The sequence below is a fragment of the Jiulongibacter sediminis genome, assembly GCF_001306455.1.
Taxonomy (GTDB): domain Bacteria; phylum Bacteroidota; class Bacteroidia; order Cytophagales; family Spirosomataceae; genus Jiulongibacter; species Jiulongibacter sediminis.
This window is the reverse complement of the sequence record NZ_LGTQ01000005.1, coordinates 295,935-313,276: the sequence shown is the minus strand read 5'-3', so window position 1 is coordinate 313,276 and position 17,342 is coordinate 295,935. Positions and strand designations below refer to the sequence as shown.

Sequence of the window (17,342 nt, the reverse complement as noted above, 5' to 3'; positions counted from 1 at the left end):
AAAAAAGAACCGAAAAGAAGCTTTTATGAATATGCTTTGCATATCATCCGCCACTGGCAACTTTAGTTAAATAAATGATTTTTCTCACCTGAGCATTAGTGGATGGTGTACTTTCCTTTTTTCTTCCAAAAAGCCCTTTTCTTTTCTTTGCTTGTTGCTCTTTCAATAAATCATCACTTACTGAAACTGCTTCCACTTTGCTGCGAGCACCTTCAGCGATAAAATAGTTATCATACCAATATTTTACACCGTTATATGCCGGTATAGCCGAAAGCGATGAAGGTGCAAGATTTGTTCGGTTATCTTCTGAAAGTTTATACAACATTGGCTTGTTTCCAATGGCAAAATTATTTGTAGCCAAATCCCCTTTCAGGCAGTATGCTACAGCTCCTCTTTCATTAAAGGCTAATGCCGGCTCTACCTGAAAAGAGACATTATTGATATCTATACGGTTAGACTGTATTAAGTCTCCATTTTCTGTAAGCTCCAGTACAAAACCTAAAGGATAATGATACCCCCGAAAGACCTGACGGGTTGTAGTTCTTGAGTTACGGTTGCTGTAATAAGGGCTATATCTGTTATATCCCCTGGAATATGGGCTGTAACTATAATTAGGATCGTTTTCGGTAACAGTCTGAAATTGAGCCTTTATGAAGGTTCCACCAAAAAACACGCTTCCATTACCTTTTACAGGTTGATTAGCCATAAACTGATAGGAAGTCATTAGAGCCTGAAGGTCTTCCACTGACAATGATTGGCGTCCGCTTAAAACGGAGGAGAAAGAATATGTCTTCAATTGCTGTTCACCATTGAGATCGAATGCATAAATCCCTTTGTCGCCGGCATTTGATTGATAGGTACCTACGACCAATTTCTTATCACCATCCAGCCTGACTAAGCGGGCATCGATTGGAAACTTGCCCCCAGATTGCCTGATATTAGTTTTTGAGATAACATTACCAGCTGTGTCTAGCAGGGCATGAACGATGTAAGCATCCTTCACAAATTCACCTTTCTTCTTTTTTTCATTGGCATAACCTGTGGTTTTCACGGCCCATAGACTCTCAATAATATTTGACTCTGGCAGATATTCAAACAAGTTGACAGACACCTTCCCTGTAATGTCGCCTTGCTCTTTAAGAGCACCTAAATCATTTTTAAAATCATGGATAAAAAAGGCAGCACCTTTTTCGTTTGAACCGGCCATTACCACCTTGTCTCCAAGAAAAACGTAATCCTGATCAACAAAGAAGTCTCTCAACTCAAAACCATCCTGATCTACCTCTCCTGTGCTAAGGTCAAATTCGAAAACCTGATAGTACATCCCACTGGTCTCTGAGAACATTAAACTTATATGATCATCGGCAATGGTATAAGCTTTTGGCGGGTCTTCCGCATCAAGAAAAACTTCTTTCTCCCAGATTTTATTAAGGTCTTTGTCAAAACGAAACACCATAGCTTTGGTGACGTCTGATTTCACCAAAAAAACGAGGCCTTCTTCCTGCATAGGAATCATCATTTGCCAGGATGGCCGACCTACAACTTCTACTTCAACATTTTTATCAAGCTGAGCATAAAGCATTTGAGTAGCTAACAAAAACGCTAAAACAATTTTCCTCATGTGTTCTTAAATCTTATTCCTACTGACAGTCTTTTCAGACTTTTCGTGTGATTTGTATTCTTTCAAATTAAATCAGCCCTTTTTCAAGATGATATCAAATTCCTCTTTTTCAACCGGCTGAACCGAAAGTCGAGGAATACGAACCAAAGGCATACCTGATAAACGATCATCAGCCTTTATTTCTTGTAAAGTAACCGGTTTGTCAAGCTTTTTCTCTGGAACTAAATCCACAACAACCCAGCGGTCATCGTCAGTAGTAGGATCAGGGTAATGCTCCTGAACTACTTTGGCAATACCTACCACCTCTTTGGCACCTCCTGAATGATAAAAGAGTACAAGGTCGCCAGTTTGCATAGCCATCATGTGTTTTCTGGCGGCATAGTTTCTTACACCATCCCAGTGATCGCGACCAAGTTTTACGAAATCATCCCAGGAGTAAGCATCAGGCTCAGATTTGACTAACCAGTAATTCATAGATTCTAAGATTTTCTACTAAAATAATACAAACTTTATTGATCCGAAATGATAAGACCGTCTCCTATCTCAAAGACACCATCTTTCACTACCTCAGCGGTAATTCCTCCATGCCCCCGCATGGCATTATAACCTCCTTCACCAAGATTCTTTTCCATCCTGCTGCAAGGGTGACAGAGCCCTGTGAATCTAAGAATGGCAGAACCTAACTGAAAGGTTGTATCCTTCAATGACAAAAGATTCAGGCCTGAAACCACCACATTTCTACGGAGTAAAGCCGGGTCTATAGCTTTATCCATCAGTGAACTCACTGCATCAATGTGCTCCTTTTGGATTAAAGTAACCTGTCTTTTACGACTCTTGCCTTTGTAATGATCACCTTCCAGACCCTTTTCAGGTGTTACAGAAGCCCGATTAACCGCCTTAGGGGCATCAAAGTTTTTTTCTCTCAAACCTATCCACTCAACCTTACCCGATTTTGGGTAATTTTTCATCAACTGCTTTAATTCCATGTTTCTGAATCTTTTCAAATGATTTGCAAAAATCGGTTATTCCGCACTCTCCGCATTTAGGGTTTCGGGCCAGACAGGTATATCTTCCGTGCAAAATCAACCAATGGTGGGCCTTTGGGATCTGTTCATCTGTGAAGTTTTTAACCAACTCTTTCTCCACAGCCAATGGCGTTTTTGATTTTGGACTTACAAGCCCCAGACGATGAGAAACCCTGAAAACATGAGTATCAACTGCCATAGTAGGCAAATTGTGAATGACTGAGGCAATAACATTCGCAGTTTTGCGACCTACTCCAGGCAGTTTCACCAACTGATCAATTTCGCCCGGCACCACATTGTTAAATTCATCAATCAACATTTTACCAAGGCCTACCAAATGCTTTGCCTTATTGTTAGGATAAGAAATACTTCGGATGATCTGAAAAACTTCATCTGGGGTAGCCGATGCCAAAGCACTTGCTGTAGGGTACGCATCAAAAAGATAGGGTGTAACCATATTCACCCTCTTATCGGTACATTGAGCTGAAAGCACCACAGCAACGATCAACTCATAAGGATTTGTGTATTGAAGCTCAGTCTCAGGATTAGGCAGGTGCGTTGAGAAGTAATCTACTATACCAGTATACCGCTCTTGTTTTTTCATGAAGCAAAGCTACACCCGTTGATCAACAGAACAAATTTTGGACACTAAAGAGCGAAAACTGAATCTTTCATCTCAATTGCCCCAGCAATTGCATCCCAAAGCTCCAGGCGTTTTTGTAAAGCGAAACGGCCCGTTTCAAGCACTTCTTCCCATTTCTGCTCATCACCACCACATATTTCACTGATCATTTCAAGAGAAAGTGGCCCATGCTCATCACCATCAAGTTCTATATGGCGTTCGAGATAATATTTTAATTTCGGGAAAGCTGCTTCCTTTCCTGATTTGTTAAGAATCTCAAGGAACATATCAGGAATAACATCTTCTCTTCCAAAAGTAAAAGCAGAAGCTGTTTTATGAACTTCATTGGACTGAATTGTTTCAAAAGTGAAATTGAGAAAATTCTTTACAGCAACAGGCAAAGAACTTTGATCAATGATCGAAAGCACTTCATTCAAATCTGATATTTGACCCAAAAAATTGGAAATCATGGTGACATCTGCTCCTATTTCAGACATCGCAGAAATGTACATTTCAAAATGCGACTCAGGCTCACCGTTGACATTGAGGTCACTCTCTTCTCCATGAACAATCTCATTGATAAATCTTGCGATTTTGGGGTTGACTACGGGCTTCCAGGGCACTTCTGTACAGGTCAAATTCTGCTGTAACGATTTTAGCAGAGACATAAAATCCCAAACCGCGTAAACATGCCATTCCATAAAGGTTCTGATATCTTCGAGATCAGAAAGCTGTTGATATAATTTGTGATTTTTAAGGGCTTCTCTTAACTCTGACAGACCCAAGTCTATCCTAGAAATTCTATCCATGAATTGATTTTAGTTTTCTCAATTACGTTGATGAACAAAAAATGTATTTCGGGAGCTTTAATTATCTCACATTTTTTCTTCTGTTTCGCTCAAAATCTTCAAGTACAAAACCTCCGAGACCATCAAGGTTTGAGTAGTATGCCCTGCCTTTGTTCACTTCGGTAAAATCGCGAACAAACTGCTTCAGATAGGGGTCAGTAGCAATCATGAAGGTGGTGACCGGAATATTCATTCTTCTTGCCTGAGCTGCTATGGTGAGCGTTTTATTCACAATTTTACGATCAAGACCGAAGGCATTTTTGTAGTAATTTATACCCTCTTTCAGGCATGTGGGCTTGCCGTCAGTAATCATAAAGATTTGTTTATTCTTGGTCTTTCTTCTCCTCAATAGATCCATAGCCAACTCAAGACCTGCCACTGTATTGGTGTGGTATGGCCCTACTTCCAAATAAGGGATATCCTTCAGCTGAATCGTCCAGGCATCATTCCCAAAAACAAGGATATCCAGCGTATCCTTTGGGTATCTGGTTTTAATAAGCTCCGCCATAGCCAGAGCCACTTTTTTCGCGGGGGTTATTCGATCTTCTCCGTAAAGAATCATGGAGTGACTGATATCAATCATCAAAACTGTCGCTGTGTGCAGATTTCTTTCGGTTTCAATGACCTCAAGATCGTTTTCGGTCAATCTAAAATCATCTCCCAAACCACTATTCACCTGAGCATTTTTTAGGCTTTCAGTCATGCTGATCTGGTCAAGACTGTCTCCAAATTGGAAAGATCTTATATCCGGAGATTTTTCACCACCCTGACCTGTGTAGGGAGATTTATGATTCCCGTGAGTTTTACTTCTTTTAAGTTTACCGAAAATCTCGTCGAGACTGCTTTTACGGATACTCTTTTCAGACTTTGGCGTCATCATCATTCCTCCATCCTCACCCGGTTCTTCTTTGATATAGCCTTTATCTTTCAGATCCTGAATAAAGTCAGCCATGGCATAGGTGTCGGAAGTAAGGTTATACCTTCTATCAAGCTCACTCATGTAATCAAGTGCTTCTGCGACGTTACCGGCAAAAATCAGAAGCAACTGCTGAAAAATCTCAAACAATTTCTCAAAGTCTGCCCCACCCTTGACATCCGGAATGTATTCTGTAAACTTAAACCCTTTCAAAGCATCTCCATTTTTACTAACAAACAGACCTCTGGTACAGAAAGTTTATTTCAAACAGACAATCCTGACAACTCGTCAAAAAGTGATAATAACTTAGGATGGATATGCGATCGATAAACCAGAAATGAATCAAAGAAAAGATTCAAAAAAAAGCCCCCATTTCTGGAGGCTAGTGTACCCGGGGCCGGGGTCGAACCGGCACGATATTGCTATCATTGGTGTTTGAGACCAACGCGTCTACCAATTCCGCCACCCGGGCGTCTTTTACATTGGGAGTGCAAAAGTAGAAGAACGCTTAATAATCCCAAATACTTTCCTGTAATTTTTTACTCGTAACGTAAAGACTCTATCGGGTCTAGTTTGCTTGCTTTGTAGGCAGGATAAAAACCGGACAAAAGCCCTACACTGATACATACGATTAGTCCAACGATGATCCAGTCCCACGGAATAATAAAACTCGACTGATCAAACATCAATGAAGAAACAGTATTTCCTCCGATTATCCCAAGTAAAACACCTGCTGCACCGCCCAAAAGGCATATCACGATAGCCTCAATCAAAAACTGGAGCCTGATTTTTGACGGACTTGCACCCAAAGCTTTTCTCACTCCAATTTCACGGGTACGTTCGGTTACAGATACCATCATGATATTCATCAAAGCAATGGAAGCTCCAAGAAGTGTGATCACAGCAATCACCAAACCGCCCATTTGCATGGCACCGGTCACCTCTTCGGTTTCTCTAATTAAAGCATCTGCTCTTTCTACCATAAAACTGTCGTCCTCACCCACTTCATCTCCTCTGACTCTTCGCATCACCGCCGTCGCTTCTCCGATGGCTTCTTCTATATTTTCAACACTTGTTACCGATGTAGTTATCTCATAGGAGAATCTTCCTCGGGTATCAAATTCCCGACCGGTTGACAAAGGAATAAGAACCACCCGATCATCTCCCCCACCACTAAGGCTTCCTTTCTTCTGCAAAACCCCAACTACTTTATAGCGATTGCCCAGCATGGCAATCTCTTTATCAATTGGTGAGGTTTTTGGAAATAGTCTTGTGGCTAATTCGAAACCGATCACAGCTATATTGCTGGAAAGACTCATATCCGACTCATTGATATTTCTCCCGTTTTGAAGTTGATAGGCTTTTATTCCAATATAATCTGGATCTACGCCCACAACCTGGATATTCGGGTTTGATTTCTCAGACCCGTGTTTTACCTCCACCGCTCCTGAAACGGAAGTATACAAACTCACAACGGCCTCTTCCTGTTCTGTAAAAATTTGTTTGAATTGCTTGGCCTCTCTGTAAACTACCGGAGGCTTAGGTTTCTCCCGCATTCCCTGCCTTCTACCCTGACGCTGATCTACTACTATATCAAAGGTATTGGCACCAAGACCACTCATACTTTGATTCACATTATTTTGAATACCATCAACAGCCGTTAGTATACCTACCAGGGCTAGAATGCCTAAAGCAATGATAAGAGCTGTAATTATGGCCCGCAGAAGATTTCCTTGTATTGCCCGCAGGCCTTCAGCTATATTTTCGGTGAGATTCATGCCTTATGTCCGTCTGGAATAATCTTTGATTGATCGACTATGTGTTAAATAACACACTATTTCGAATCACTTTGAGTTATATTTACAAAATTCGACAGAGTAACGCCACCAAGCAAACCAATGAAACGAATCATCTTACCGCTTATCATATTTTTCAGCTTTTTGAGCCATGCTAAGGCAAATCAACTACTCATTCCAATGGATGACAGCCAGAAAGATCACCTGAAATCTTATGGGCTCGTCTACTGGATTTTGAGTAATTATGATACTGAGGTAGACTGGCTTTTGAATTACAGAGGTGGAAGTTTTATGGTTCCGGTTACTCAGGCCTATATAAATGAGTGCGTCATCAGAAACATCAGCTATGAGGTTATTTCAGATGCTGATGGTGCATCAATTATATCTTTTGTGAAAAACCCTGATGCCAATATGGATGCGGTAAAGCTTCAGAAGCCGCCCAAAATAGCTGTTTATACTCCTAAAAGCACTCAACCCTGGGATGACGCCGTCACAATGGCTCTAACCTATGCCGAAATAAAGTATGACAAAGTTTTTGATGAGGATGTGCTGGATGGCAAACTACCTGAATATGACTGGCTTCACCTTCACCACGAAGATTTTACCGGCCAGTTCGGCAAATTTATTCGTATGCGTGGTCAAAGCTGGTATCGTCAGCAAAAACTGGAGGCAGAAACCATTGCCGCCAAATACGGATATACTAAAGTGAGTCAGCTAAAACTCAGTGTTGTTAAAAAAATTCAGGAGTTTGTATTGGGTGGCGGGTATATGTTTGCCATGTGTAATGCTACAGATACCTATGATATTGCTCTGGCCGCTGAAGGACTTGATATTGTTGAAAGCCCCTATGATGGAGATGGTGCGGATGTAAATGCGGATAGCAAACTGGATTATTCTCAAACCTTCGCTTTCAAGGACTTTTCATTGGTTTATGACCCATACGTTGTGGAATTCTCCAATATTGATCATACAGGTCAGGAAAGAGGCCTTGTTCAACAAAACGATTATTTTAACCTCTTTGAATTCTCAGCTAAGTGGGATCCGGTACCAACTATGTTAACTCAAAACCATAAAAACCTGATCCAAGGTTTTATGGGGCAAACCACTGCTTACAAAAAGCACTTAATAAAGCCTGAAGTCGTTATTTTAGCTGAGAACAGAGAACAGGAAGAAGCAAGATATATTCACGGAACAGCCGGAAAAGGCTTTTGGACTTTTTACGGAGGCCATGATCCAGAAGATTATCAACACTATGTAGGCGAAGAGCCCACAGATTTGAATCTACATCCAAATTCTGCGGGCTATCGACTGATTCTTAATAATGTTCTTTTCCCTGCAGCCAAGAAAAAGAAACTGAAAACTTAAGCGTTCGCGTATTGTCTTTCAGACTCCAATTCCTGAGTTGACTCCGGCTCCGGATTAGTTTGATAATACAATTGGTAGACAAACCAGGATGCACCGATCAGGACAAGGTTCTTTACAATATATTGCCCTGTAAGCGTCAGGGTCATGAAACTTTGCCATGTGTCTCCTTCCAGGAGGGCCATCGGTAGAAAAGTACTGAACATGTGAAAGCACATCCCCCAGAATGCAATTCTGGTTAATCTTGGGGAAAGCCAAAACAGGCCTAAAGCACATTCAAAAACACCAAAGGCTGGTAAAAACACCTCGATAGGCATGAAACCTGCCAGTGTTTCATCAAAAAGCTTCGCCACCAGACCCTCGGCTGGTGAGGTTCCAATAATTTTCAAAAAGCCGAACCAGAAATAAACTACAAAAAGCGAAATTCGGTTAAACCATGTTGCTCTTTGAATTAAGGAGTTGATATGTTGAGTATTCATTTTATTCAATGTTTAAAGTCAAAATTAGATAAAGCTACTCTTGTTAAATATGAGCTTTCTCAGCTATAAATTAACTGATAGCGTAAGTACAACAGACCTGCCATCTGATGGCCAAATTCCGGGACCGGGATAGCCTGATGGCCTTTTTGTGAAATAACTGGTATCGAAAACATTGTTAACGCTGAGCCTTGCACCCAGAGTTTTGTTAAATTGTATTGAGCTGTTCCAGTCCATAATAGCATTTGAGGGGACTAGACCTACCGTTCCGTTTTCTACAAATTCCGTATTTAGCGGATCAGAATAGAATGAAGATGTAAAACTGTAAAGCAGAGTACTACTCCACTTTCCTCGAGTCAATGTTACACCGCTCCTTGAAATTACCTGAGGAACAGTCTGCAGCAAGTTACCATCAATAGAGACATTCCGGGTACCATCTGTCACCTGACCATTGAGATAAACCCCTCTCATTAAAGAAGTTGAATTAAACAGGGAAAGGTTAGTCTGTCTAATGAAACGTGTTCCAAAGCTGGCGTATGTCTCCAGCCCGTAGGTTATGCTGTTTCCGATATTTGTTCGATAAACGAAAGTTTCACCATTTTGCTGAATAACTTGTTTCCCCATTCTGTTGCGGTATAGCATTTCAAATAAATTCCCGCTAAATCTGACTTTACCATCAACACTTTTCCCCTGGAAGCCCAGTTCTGAAGTATGACCATGAGCATCTGAAAGGTTTTTATCTGCCTTTTCATATGGATTAGCAGGAATTATATCCGCAAATATCACCGGACGGTACGATTGTGACCAGCCACCATAAAAACGGGAACGCTCATTGATGTGATACTCAAAACTTACTCCCAAAAGTGGAAAATAATGGGAAATATCATTCGGTACTTCGTTCTCGGCATAATCTCTGATTCTTCCTCGCATTCGTGTTAATCCCTTCTCTACCCGAAGACCGGTATTAAGCGTAAGCTTATCCGACAGATTTACAGACTGCTCAGCAAAAACAGCAACGTTATCCGTGTAATAGTTTAAATCACGACCAAACCCAGCCTGAGTCACCTCATAAACCGCATCAAAATCTATTGCACTTACACCTTTCTGGCGGCGGTAGAGATTGTTTTTAATCAGTCTGACCCCGGTATTAACCTGAGCTCCCTTCCCAAAAAAGTCATAGGATTGACGATACAAAAACTCAGAAGTATACGAATGATAATTGTCTATATCTACCTGCCTTGCAGGCCAGTGTCCATCATCACCCTGAAAATCAGGAACTCCAGAGATACCAGTAAACTGAACGCTCTTTCGCTCACCTAAAACCGCTGAAGTTTGCCATTTTAACAATCCACCATTTTTCAGATTTACATAGACCTTAAACGAAGGGATGAAAATATCGGGTGAATAGAAGTTTCTGGTGCGAGTGCTTTGTCTTGGATTATTCAAATACTGAGTCTCAGTTAATGGCCCCGGAATGCCATAGGTATAGACAGAACGGGCCACTCCCCCTTCAAGTTTTACCCTGGAGCTGAGAGCATATTCCAGATTCAGGTATTCCGATTCGTAATTTGAGGATCCGTTATCTCTGAAACCATCGGAAACACGTTTTGAGAAATACGCATAGTATTGAAGTTTTCCCACCTTACCGCCAATGGCATTATAGGTACTTTTCAAGCCGAAAGAACCGATTGAATTGATTGATTCAAAACCAATTTTACGGGTAGAATCTCCTTTTTTTGAGATATAATTCAACATGCCACCAAACTGAGCACCGTATTGCAAAGCTCCGGTGCCATGAATCATTTCAATACGTTCAACGGACTCCATAGGCATACTGAAGTGAGAAGCCGGGTAACCGTACATATCAGAGTTGGTGATACTTCCATCAAGCCTTACATTGAACTCCCAACTTCGGTGAGGGTCTAGTCCTCGGGAAGAGATATTAACCTGATTGCCACTTCCATCCATGTCGTAAACAAAAATGCCGGGAATACGGGCAAAAATCTGACGGGCATTCTTCTGGGAAATATCAGCGTCAATATGTTTGAGATCAATCGCTTCAGTCTTTTTTCCTCGGATTAGATAATCCTGTTTTACAGGATCTAAATCCTGAACCTCAGGCAGTGTTTTTGATCTCACACTTACCTCAGAGAGTTGATTCACATCCGCATTAAGAGAAATAACACCCAAATCGGTCAATTCTCCCTCGTGCTTAAAACGTAAAGAAGTCGGAATTAAACCCACATGAGAAAGAATCAGCTCATATTCCCCGGCAGGAACATCTCTCAAAACAAACTGACCATTTTCTTTACTACTCGTCTTCTTCTTGAAAGATTTAATTAAAACTGTGGCTCCATTCACCGGTTCACCCTCCAATATAACTTTTCCCACAACTATACTCCTGTTTTGAGCACAAGCCACAGAAGATAATAGTACCGAAAGCAGAAGGAGGAGCCCCCAAAAAGAGGCTCCTCTATGACTATTGGTTATCGATAAGGTCATTTTTTCTCTTCGTCAAATTGAAAGACAACCCTACATTAATGAGGTAATCTGCGAAAGCGGCATCACCATTTCTTGGATTACCAGTCGCTATTTCTGTTTCCAGATCTGTTACACTTTGCGGTCTGTTACGATAAAGTGCAATAGGAACACTAACACTTAGCATGACTCTGTCTTTCATGTACATCAGACTTGGCTCAACAGAACCAACCATACCCGGACGACGAAAACCCTGATCACCTCCAATGACATCTTTCACCGGAATACCCTCAAAACGGCCACCTAATCCAAGACTCAAAGAAGGTTTGAAGAAAGAATAATTGAAACCAGCAGCTATGGAATACTGATCTGTCGCAGCCATAATGGCCTCATTTTGAAGAATCGGACTTAGCGTCTCTCTGTAGGTTCTGGTACCGTTTGTTTCTTTAGGATTAAACATGTAAAACCCAGAGCCATAGAAACTCAACCTTGTACCAATTTGCTTAAAAGCAAGGAAGCCAGTAGTCAAAGCCCAGCCGCCATCTCCAGGTTGAATTGACTGATCGACGGGTCTTTCTTCAGGAGAACCATTTTCACCCACATTATAAAATGTGCTCATGGCGTTATAATTACCTGTCGGCAATTTCAGACCAAGATTTAAGGATACATTGCCTGAATGAGCGGAGGTAACATCCTTCAGCCAGAAACCCATTCCCACCCGGGCGTCACCCAGTCCTTTTGAATAAGAATTATGTCGTTCGGTACGGCCATGTTCATATAATGAACTTCTGTCGTTATAAACAAATGGAAGAGTGGCCGTCAAATACGCCTTATTACTTAAACCATAATTCAGATTGATATCCAGGGAATGTGATTTATTGATCACCTCTGAGTTATTCGCCAGTCTATCCGGCTCTTCATGAGTGCCTCTGAAATGCCTGAATGACTTGAAATAACGATAGTTTGTACTCAGAATAGTGACACCTTTGCCAGTTTGCATAGAGGCATTTGGGTTTCCGCTACACGTTGAAAAGTGACGAATGGCTACGCAACCTTGTGCATTTGTATTCGTATTGTTGATCAGACTGATTGCCAAAAAGGCAATCATAATTATTGTAAAATTTTTCATTTTTCGTTTGATTATAATTCTCTAATAAGCTGATGGTTAACCCAGGAATAGCCCAGTTTGTGGTCCACCAAAAGCATGATCCTGTTCGCCGATTTCAGAAAATGAAACAGACGTATATAGATGACAGACATTTTCAGTCTTTCAACTCAAAAACAAAGGGGTTTTTAAGGAGAATTATGACAAACGTGGTGGTTGTGACACCAAACTTGTGAAGTCAAAAGAATAAAAATTGCAATAGTTAAACTCAGCACCATTCAAAGCAAAAAGGCTAAAGTCTGGATTCAACTCGGGATCGTTGTTTTTTAAGTATTTGGCCGAAACCCATTTCAAGACTGAAGTATTGGCAGGTTTTTCCTTATCCGAATTATTTTGATCAGGATCAACGTGGTCTGAAAGCAAGCTGAATATTTCTCTGGCGTTGCTATTTTTCACATACGTAAAATGCAGGGAGTCGTTTTGGTAATCACGGCTCACAAGGGTATAAAAAGCACCATTATGTTCCAGAAGACCTTCACTTTCTTTAGGCTCAACCCAATCAGACGAGTAAGGGAGAGCCATTCCAAGCTTTATTTCCAGGGTTTCAGGAGCTTCTTCCTGATCGGCGATTGAAGAGGTATGGATATTACTCTCCGCATCTAACCGTTTGGATAAAACCAGAGGATAGATGAAAAGCTGACAAACAAAGAGTGTCAACATTAAGAGTGATATGGTCTTGCGAATAGCCAAACTAAACTTCGTAAAACACAAAACTATAAATTAATAGAAGTAAGAACTAAAGCTTTTTTATGTTTTTAATCATGAAATACCGAATTTGGCACTAAATTTTAAATCCTATCAATAAATTACCGAAGATTGAACAGAGAACCACTAAAACAAGGATTTATCACCGCCCGATAAGAAAAAAGCGTTTAAAAACGCCTTGGAGTGATTTTTGTTCAGAGTACAATTCTAACCTCAAAGGATTATTTTTTACGAATGAAAGTCAAGAATTTAACCAATTTATTAGCCGTTTCTTCAATTGCTTTTATCAGCGGATGTAGTACACCTGATCCGATTGTTGAGGCTAACAACCTTGACCTGGAACTGGAACAACAGCTTACTCAATCCTCAGGAGGAATTGGGAAAGAGTATTACAGGTTACCTGAGAGCAATGATTTCAGCAACATTCCGCAGGATCCAAAGAATCCGCTAAGCACCGAAAAAGTTGAACTCGGCAAATTGCTTTATCACGAAACGGGTTTGGCTCAAAACCCGAAAAACCAAGCTGGTATGAACACGTATTCTTGTGCCAGCTGCCACCATGCTAAAGCAGGTTTTCAGGCTTGCATGCCTCAAGGTATGGGAGAAGGCGGTTCGGGTTTTGGTATTAATGGAGAATCAAGACATGTAAGCGAACAGTATGACATGAAAGATGTTGACGTTCAGCCGATCAGAACTCCTTCTGCCATGAACATTGCATACCAGACCAATGTTTTATGGAACGGTCAGTTTGGGGGTACCCATCTCAATATTGGTACAGAAGCGAGCTGGAAAGATAATGGTCACCCAACTGGTACCAACAGACTTGGCTTTGAGGGTATAGAAACTCAGGCTATCGCTGGTCGTGATGTTCATAGATTGGTCATTGACAAAATTTTCATGACCAATTACAGCACTTACAAAGATCTTTATCAAAAGGCTTTTGATCCGGCTAGTCTAAACGACCCCGTGAAATTAAAAAATAATGGTGCTCTCGCGATTGCGGCTTATGAAAGAACATTGCTTTCAAACCAGGCCCCTTTCCAAATGTGGCTAAAAGGTAATTATGGAGCCATGACAGACAACGAAAAAGAGGGTGCTAAACTGTTTTTTGGGAAAGGACAATGCTCGACTTGCCACAATGGCCCTTCGCTGGCCAATATGGAATTCCATGCCTTAGGAATGACCGATCTTACGACAGGTAGTTATGGGAATAACGAGGTAATTAATGTTACCGATGCGAACCCTGAACATAAAGGTCGCGGAGGCTTTACGGGAAGAGATGAGGATATGTACAAGTTCAAAGTACCTCAGCTATACAACCTGAAAGATTCTCCTTTTTATGGACATGGTGCTTCTTTTACAAGTGTAAAAGAAGTCATTCAATATAAAAATGCAGCGGTAGCACAGAACTCAAATGTACCTGTTGACAAACTTTCAAGTCAATTTAAACCTTTGGGACTTTCAGAAGTGGAAATTGATCAATTGACAGAATTTATTGACCACGCGTTACGGGACCCTAATCTGGATCGCTATGTGCCTGAACAACTGCCTACTGGTCTTGCTTTCCCTAATAATGACAATCAGTCAATTATTGACCTTGGTTTTTAATAAGATTTAGCAGAGCTTCCTCAAAGGGATCTATATCTTTTTGAAATTGCTCTTTTGAAATATCAACTTTAATATCAGGCTCCAAAAATAATTTTTGGGGCCTTTTTTGCAGGCCATGAACTACTTTATAGAAAGGGATTCGTAATTGAATTTTACTGTTCGGTAGTTTTGGAAGGTGAAAACTGCCGGCATAACTACCCCAGGTTGTACCAGCTGGTATAGTACCCAAAAAAGTAGCACGGTCCATGTCCTTCAAAAGGGCTATAGTAAAAACGGTAGCCGAGTAGCTGTTGGCATCCATGTAAACATAGAGCGGACCATCATAATGCCACTTATTTTCTTTTGGCTTCTTCCTCCTCTCGCTGGCATGATAACGGTAACCGTCTTCAGTTTTATTGAAGTAGATCGGAGCCATTAGCGGTGGTAGAATTGCTTGCACCGGAAACAACCTGAAATAGGCACTTTGCCTGAAAGCCATCGTATCTATCATTGCAAAAGGCTCTTTGGAAACATATTTAAGTATTTTTTTAACATTTGGGATATACCCACCACCATTCTGCCTTAAATCAAGCACAAGATGCTGCACACTGTCTTTGGCCACTTTCTTAAAGCTTTGGCGAAGCTTTCTTGTGAATTTCCCTTGAAAAACATCCAAAGGACCGCCTTTGTACGAAAATGAACTAATATCTATTTCTGAAACGGCTCTGGTACTATCGATTACCGAGTAATTAAGATTAACTCTGGCTTTATCAGGGTATCGTTGTAAAACCGTAGGAATTAGCTCCTTTCTTGTTAAGGTGGCTAATTTGTGAGTTTCCAACTCATTCAATGTGTCGTTTTTCACAACAACGGTAACACTATCCTTCAACGGATGTAATTTCCCGTAATAAGCATATAAACTCCTCGAGGCATATAAGCCTTTTGCCAGATCGTTATTATTATCCGTGCCCAGATATCCTTTGACCTCGTCAATAACTTCTTCAACAGGCTTGCCGTTAATTTCTTTGAGCGTCAGGCCTCTTTGCAGCGTTGAATCTGAGGAACCATTGTATTGAATCAAAAAACGACCCTCAACCTCTTGTAGTACAAAAGGCAAAACCTGCTGATGCGTTTTACTCCACTTTTTGCTGTGACGATATGAGGTATGTAAATCCTGAATTTCAGTGATTAGCGGAGCTATTCTCTTAAAAAAAGTAAGATACTCCACTTCGCTATCAAATGAGTTGTAGATGGATTGATAGATTTCAGCATAATGGCTACTATCCTGGTAAGCATAAAGACCAGGATGCACCTGAAGCATTCGTTTGTAAAGGAAGGCAACATCCTCTTTTGCTTGCTCTACACTAAGGTTTTTCTGAGCCGATGAAGCAAAAGGAAACAGAACCACAAAAATGAGAAAGAGTCTCTTCATTCTTTTTTTAAGAATCTTTTGAACTTAAACGTTCAAAGTAACGGAATCCATTCCTTTTAAAACCTGATTTCAGGATGCTTTTAATTATCTTTGCGGCTCAATTCATAAAGTTCTTTGTCGATAATGCTGAATAGAAGACTCATCAGAATAAGAGCAATGCAGGCTCTTTACGCCTACGAGCAATCCAGAAAAGCCAATTTACTACTGGCAGAGGACCTGATAAAAGAGACATTTTTACCCGACCTTAACTCCATGGAGGTGCAGGACAGACCCAAACTGAAAGGTTTGACCGAACTCAGCATTAAAGTACTTCACGAAGAACTGGCTATCGAAGAACAAACTGAAGATTTTGAGGCACCGGCTGCTGTCCAAAAAGCCGTTAAAGAGGCCAAAATTCTGTATAACAATAAGAATAAGCAGGATTTTGATCAAATGTCTCTGCGTGCCATCAGAGAAGCCGACAAGGTTTTTGTGGTTTACCTCAAAATGCTGAATCTGTATTTGGCCTTGGCCGAAATGGCTCAAAACGACCCCTCTCACGAAGGCAAAAGCAGGTTATCTGACAATAAACTTCTGAAAGAACTGGCTGAGCATAAAGAGTTTGAGATCCTTTCTCTCAAAGCTGAAGTCACCTGGAAAGACGAAAAAGACTTTGTCAAAGAAGCCTATCGAAAAGTACTGAAAGACAATGCCCGCTACCTGGAGTATTGTTCTAAAATCAACCATACCCTGGAGGATGAAATAGGGATATTGAAATATCTTGTCAAAAACATTTTCCTCAAAAATGACCTTGTAGGAGGCTATTTTGAACGCTATCACCTTTATTTCTCAGAGGATAAAGAAACACTGAGAGCCATGGTCTCGCACACTTTCCAAAACTATGATGAAGAGTATGGATTGGAAGTTGCTAAAGCAAACGAAGAATGGCAGGAAAGGAAAGACTTTCTTTCTAAGCTTTTCAAACAAAGTATTCAACGAGAAGACGAATTGAATGAGTACATTCTTCCAAAGCTAAAAAACTGGGAGTATGACCGCGTGGCTGATGCAGACAAAATTTTAATGCGAATGGCTTTGGTAGAGTTTATGGAGTTTCCTTCAATTCCGGTCAAAGTAACGATCAATGAGATCATAGAAATTGCTAAAAACTACAGTACACCCAAAAGCGGGACCTTCATGAATGGTGTATTGGATGCCCTTTCAAAAGAATTGGTAAAGTCGGGTGAAATAAGAAAATCCGGCCGTGGAATGCTGGATAATAAATAGGCGGTTTTATTGACGAATACGGCATTTTAAGATAATTTTAAGCCAT

General features: G+C 40.8%; 15 protein-coding genes and 1 tRNA gene. 3 read left to right on the top strand and 13 right to left on the bottom strand.

Features of this window, described 5'->3' with window-relative positions:
- Positions 1–43: 43 nt before the first annotated feature.
- The 8 genes from AFM12_RS01340 to AFM12_RS01305 form a co-directional block, all read right to left on the bottom strand.
- The gene (locus tag AFM12_RS01340) at positions 44–1,621 is read right to left on the bottom strand and encodes a hypothetical protein (RefSeq protein ID WP_131458154.1); all 1,578 of its coding nucleotides are present in this window, start codon (positions 1,619–1,621) and stop codon (positions 44–46) included.
- Positions 1,622–1,693: 72 nt separating this feature from the next.
- On the bottom strand, positions 1,694–2,095 hold the full coding sequence (locus AFM12_RS01335; RefSeq protein ID WP_055143401.1) for an EVE domain-containing protein: 402 nt from the start codon (positions 2,093–2,095) through the stop codon (positions 1,694–1,696).
- Positions 2,096–2,130: 35 nt separating this feature from the next.
- Positions 2,131–2,589, bottom strand: a complete 459-nt coding sequence (locus tag AFM12_RS01330) for an MOSC domain-containing protein (RefSeq protein WP_229308444.1) — start codon at positions 2,587–2,589, stop codon at positions 2,131–2,133.
- The gene (gene nth / locus AFM12_RS01325; RefSeq protein ID WP_055143397.1) at positions 2,564–3,250 is read right to left on the bottom strand and encodes an endonuclease III; all 687 of its coding nucleotides are present in this window, start codon (positions 3,248–3,250) and stop codon (positions 2,564–2,566) included. The genes AFM12_RS01330 and nth overlap by 26 nt, the downstream gene beginning before the upstream one ends.
- Positions 3,251–3,294: 44 nt before the next feature.
- Positions 3,295–4,077 (bottom strand): DUF3050 domain-containing protein, encoded by a 783-nt coding sequence (locus tag AFM12_RS01320; protein ID WP_055143395.1) that lies wholly within the window; start codon positions 4,075–4,077, stop codon positions 3,295–3,297.
- 61 nt (positions 4,078–4,138) lie between these two features.
- Complete coding sequence (locus AFM12_RS01315; RefSeq protein WP_055143393.1) at positions 4,139–5,245, bottom strand: vWA domain-containing protein; 1,107 nt, start codon at positions 5,243–5,245, stop codon at positions 4,139–4,141.
- 175 nt (positions 5,246–5,420) lie between these two features.
- Positions 5,421–5,504, bottom strand: a tRNA-Leu gene (locus AFM12_RS01310).
- A 67-nt stretch (positions 5,505–5,571) separates the two neighbouring features.
- A complete protein-coding gene (locus AFM12_RS01305; protein WP_055143391.1) occupies positions 5,572–6,810 on the bottom strand; it encodes an ABC transporter permease in 1,239 nt (412 codons plus the stop codon).
- 120 nt (positions 6,811–6,930) lie between these two features.
- Between AFM12_RS01305 and AFM12_RS01300 the strand changes: the two genes are divergently transcribed.
- On the top strand, positions 6,931–8,193 hold the full coding sequence (locus tag AFM12_RS01300; protein WP_055143390.1) for a hypothetical protein: 1,263 nt from the start codon (positions 6,931–6,933) through the stop codon (positions 8,191–8,193).
- Here the strand turns inward: AFM12_RS01300 and AFM12_RS01295 are convergent.
- The 4 genes from AFM12_RS01295 to AFM12_RS01280 all read right to left on the bottom strand — a co-directional run bounded on the left by AFM12_RS01295 (position 8,190) and on the right by AFM12_RS01280 (position 12,969).
- Positions 8,190–8,669, bottom strand: coding sequence for a hypothetical protein (locus AFM12_RS01295; RefSeq protein ID WP_055143388.1), 480 nt, complete (start codon positions 8,667–8,669; stop codon positions 8,190–8,192). The two genes, AFM12_RS01300 and AFM12_RS01295, sit on opposite strands and share 4 nt — an antisense overlap.
- 63 nt (positions 8,670–8,732) lie before the next feature.
- A complete protein-coding gene (locus tag AFM12_RS01290) occupies positions 8,733–11,168 on the bottom strand; it encodes a carboxypeptidase-like regulatory domain-containing protein (protein ID WP_055143386.1) in 2,436 nt (811 codons plus the stop codon).
- Positions 11,146–12,273: a transporter gene (locus AFM12_RS01285; RefSeq protein ID WP_055143384.1), complete on the bottom strand. Its 1,128-nt coding sequence runs from the start codon at positions 12,271–12,273 to the stop codon at positions 11,146–11,148. Before AFM12_RS01285 ends, AFM12_RS01290 begins: the two co-directional genes overlap by 23 nt.
- Before the next feature lie 174 nt (positions 12,274–12,447).
- On the bottom strand, positions 12,448–12,969 hold the full coding sequence (locus AFM12_RS01280) for a hypothetical protein (protein ID WP_055143382.1): 522 nt from the start codon (positions 12,967–12,969) through the stop codon (positions 12,448–12,450).
- A gap of 279 nt (positions 12,970–13,248) precedes the next feature.
- Here AFM12_RS01280 and AFM12_RS01275 point away from each other — a divergent pair, with 279 nt between their 5' ends.
- Complete coding sequence (locus AFM12_RS01275; RefSeq protein WP_055143380.1) at positions 13,249–14,622, top strand: cytochrome-c peroxidase; 1,374 nt, start codon at positions 13,249–13,251, stop codon at positions 14,620–14,622.
- On the opposite strand, the gene AFM12_RS01270 is transcribed toward AFM12_RS01275, so the two are convergent.
- Positions 14,603–16,033, bottom strand: coding sequence for a S41 family peptidase (locus AFM12_RS01270; RefSeq protein WP_055143378.1), 1,431 nt, complete (start codon positions 16,031–16,033; stop codon positions 14,603–14,605). The two genes, AFM12_RS01275 and AFM12_RS01270, sit on opposite strands and share 20 nt — an antisense overlap.
- A gap of 123 nt (positions 16,034–16,156) precedes the next feature.
- Between AFM12_RS01270 and nusB the strand changes: the two genes are divergently transcribed.
- The gene (nusB, locus tag AFM12_RS01265; protein ID WP_055143376.1) at positions 16,157–17,296 is read left to right on the top strand and encodes a transcription antitermination factor NusB; all 1,140 of its coding nucleotides are present in this window, start codon (positions 16,157–16,159) and stop codon (positions 17,294–17,296) included.
- Positions 17,297–17,342: the final 46 nt, after the last annotated feature.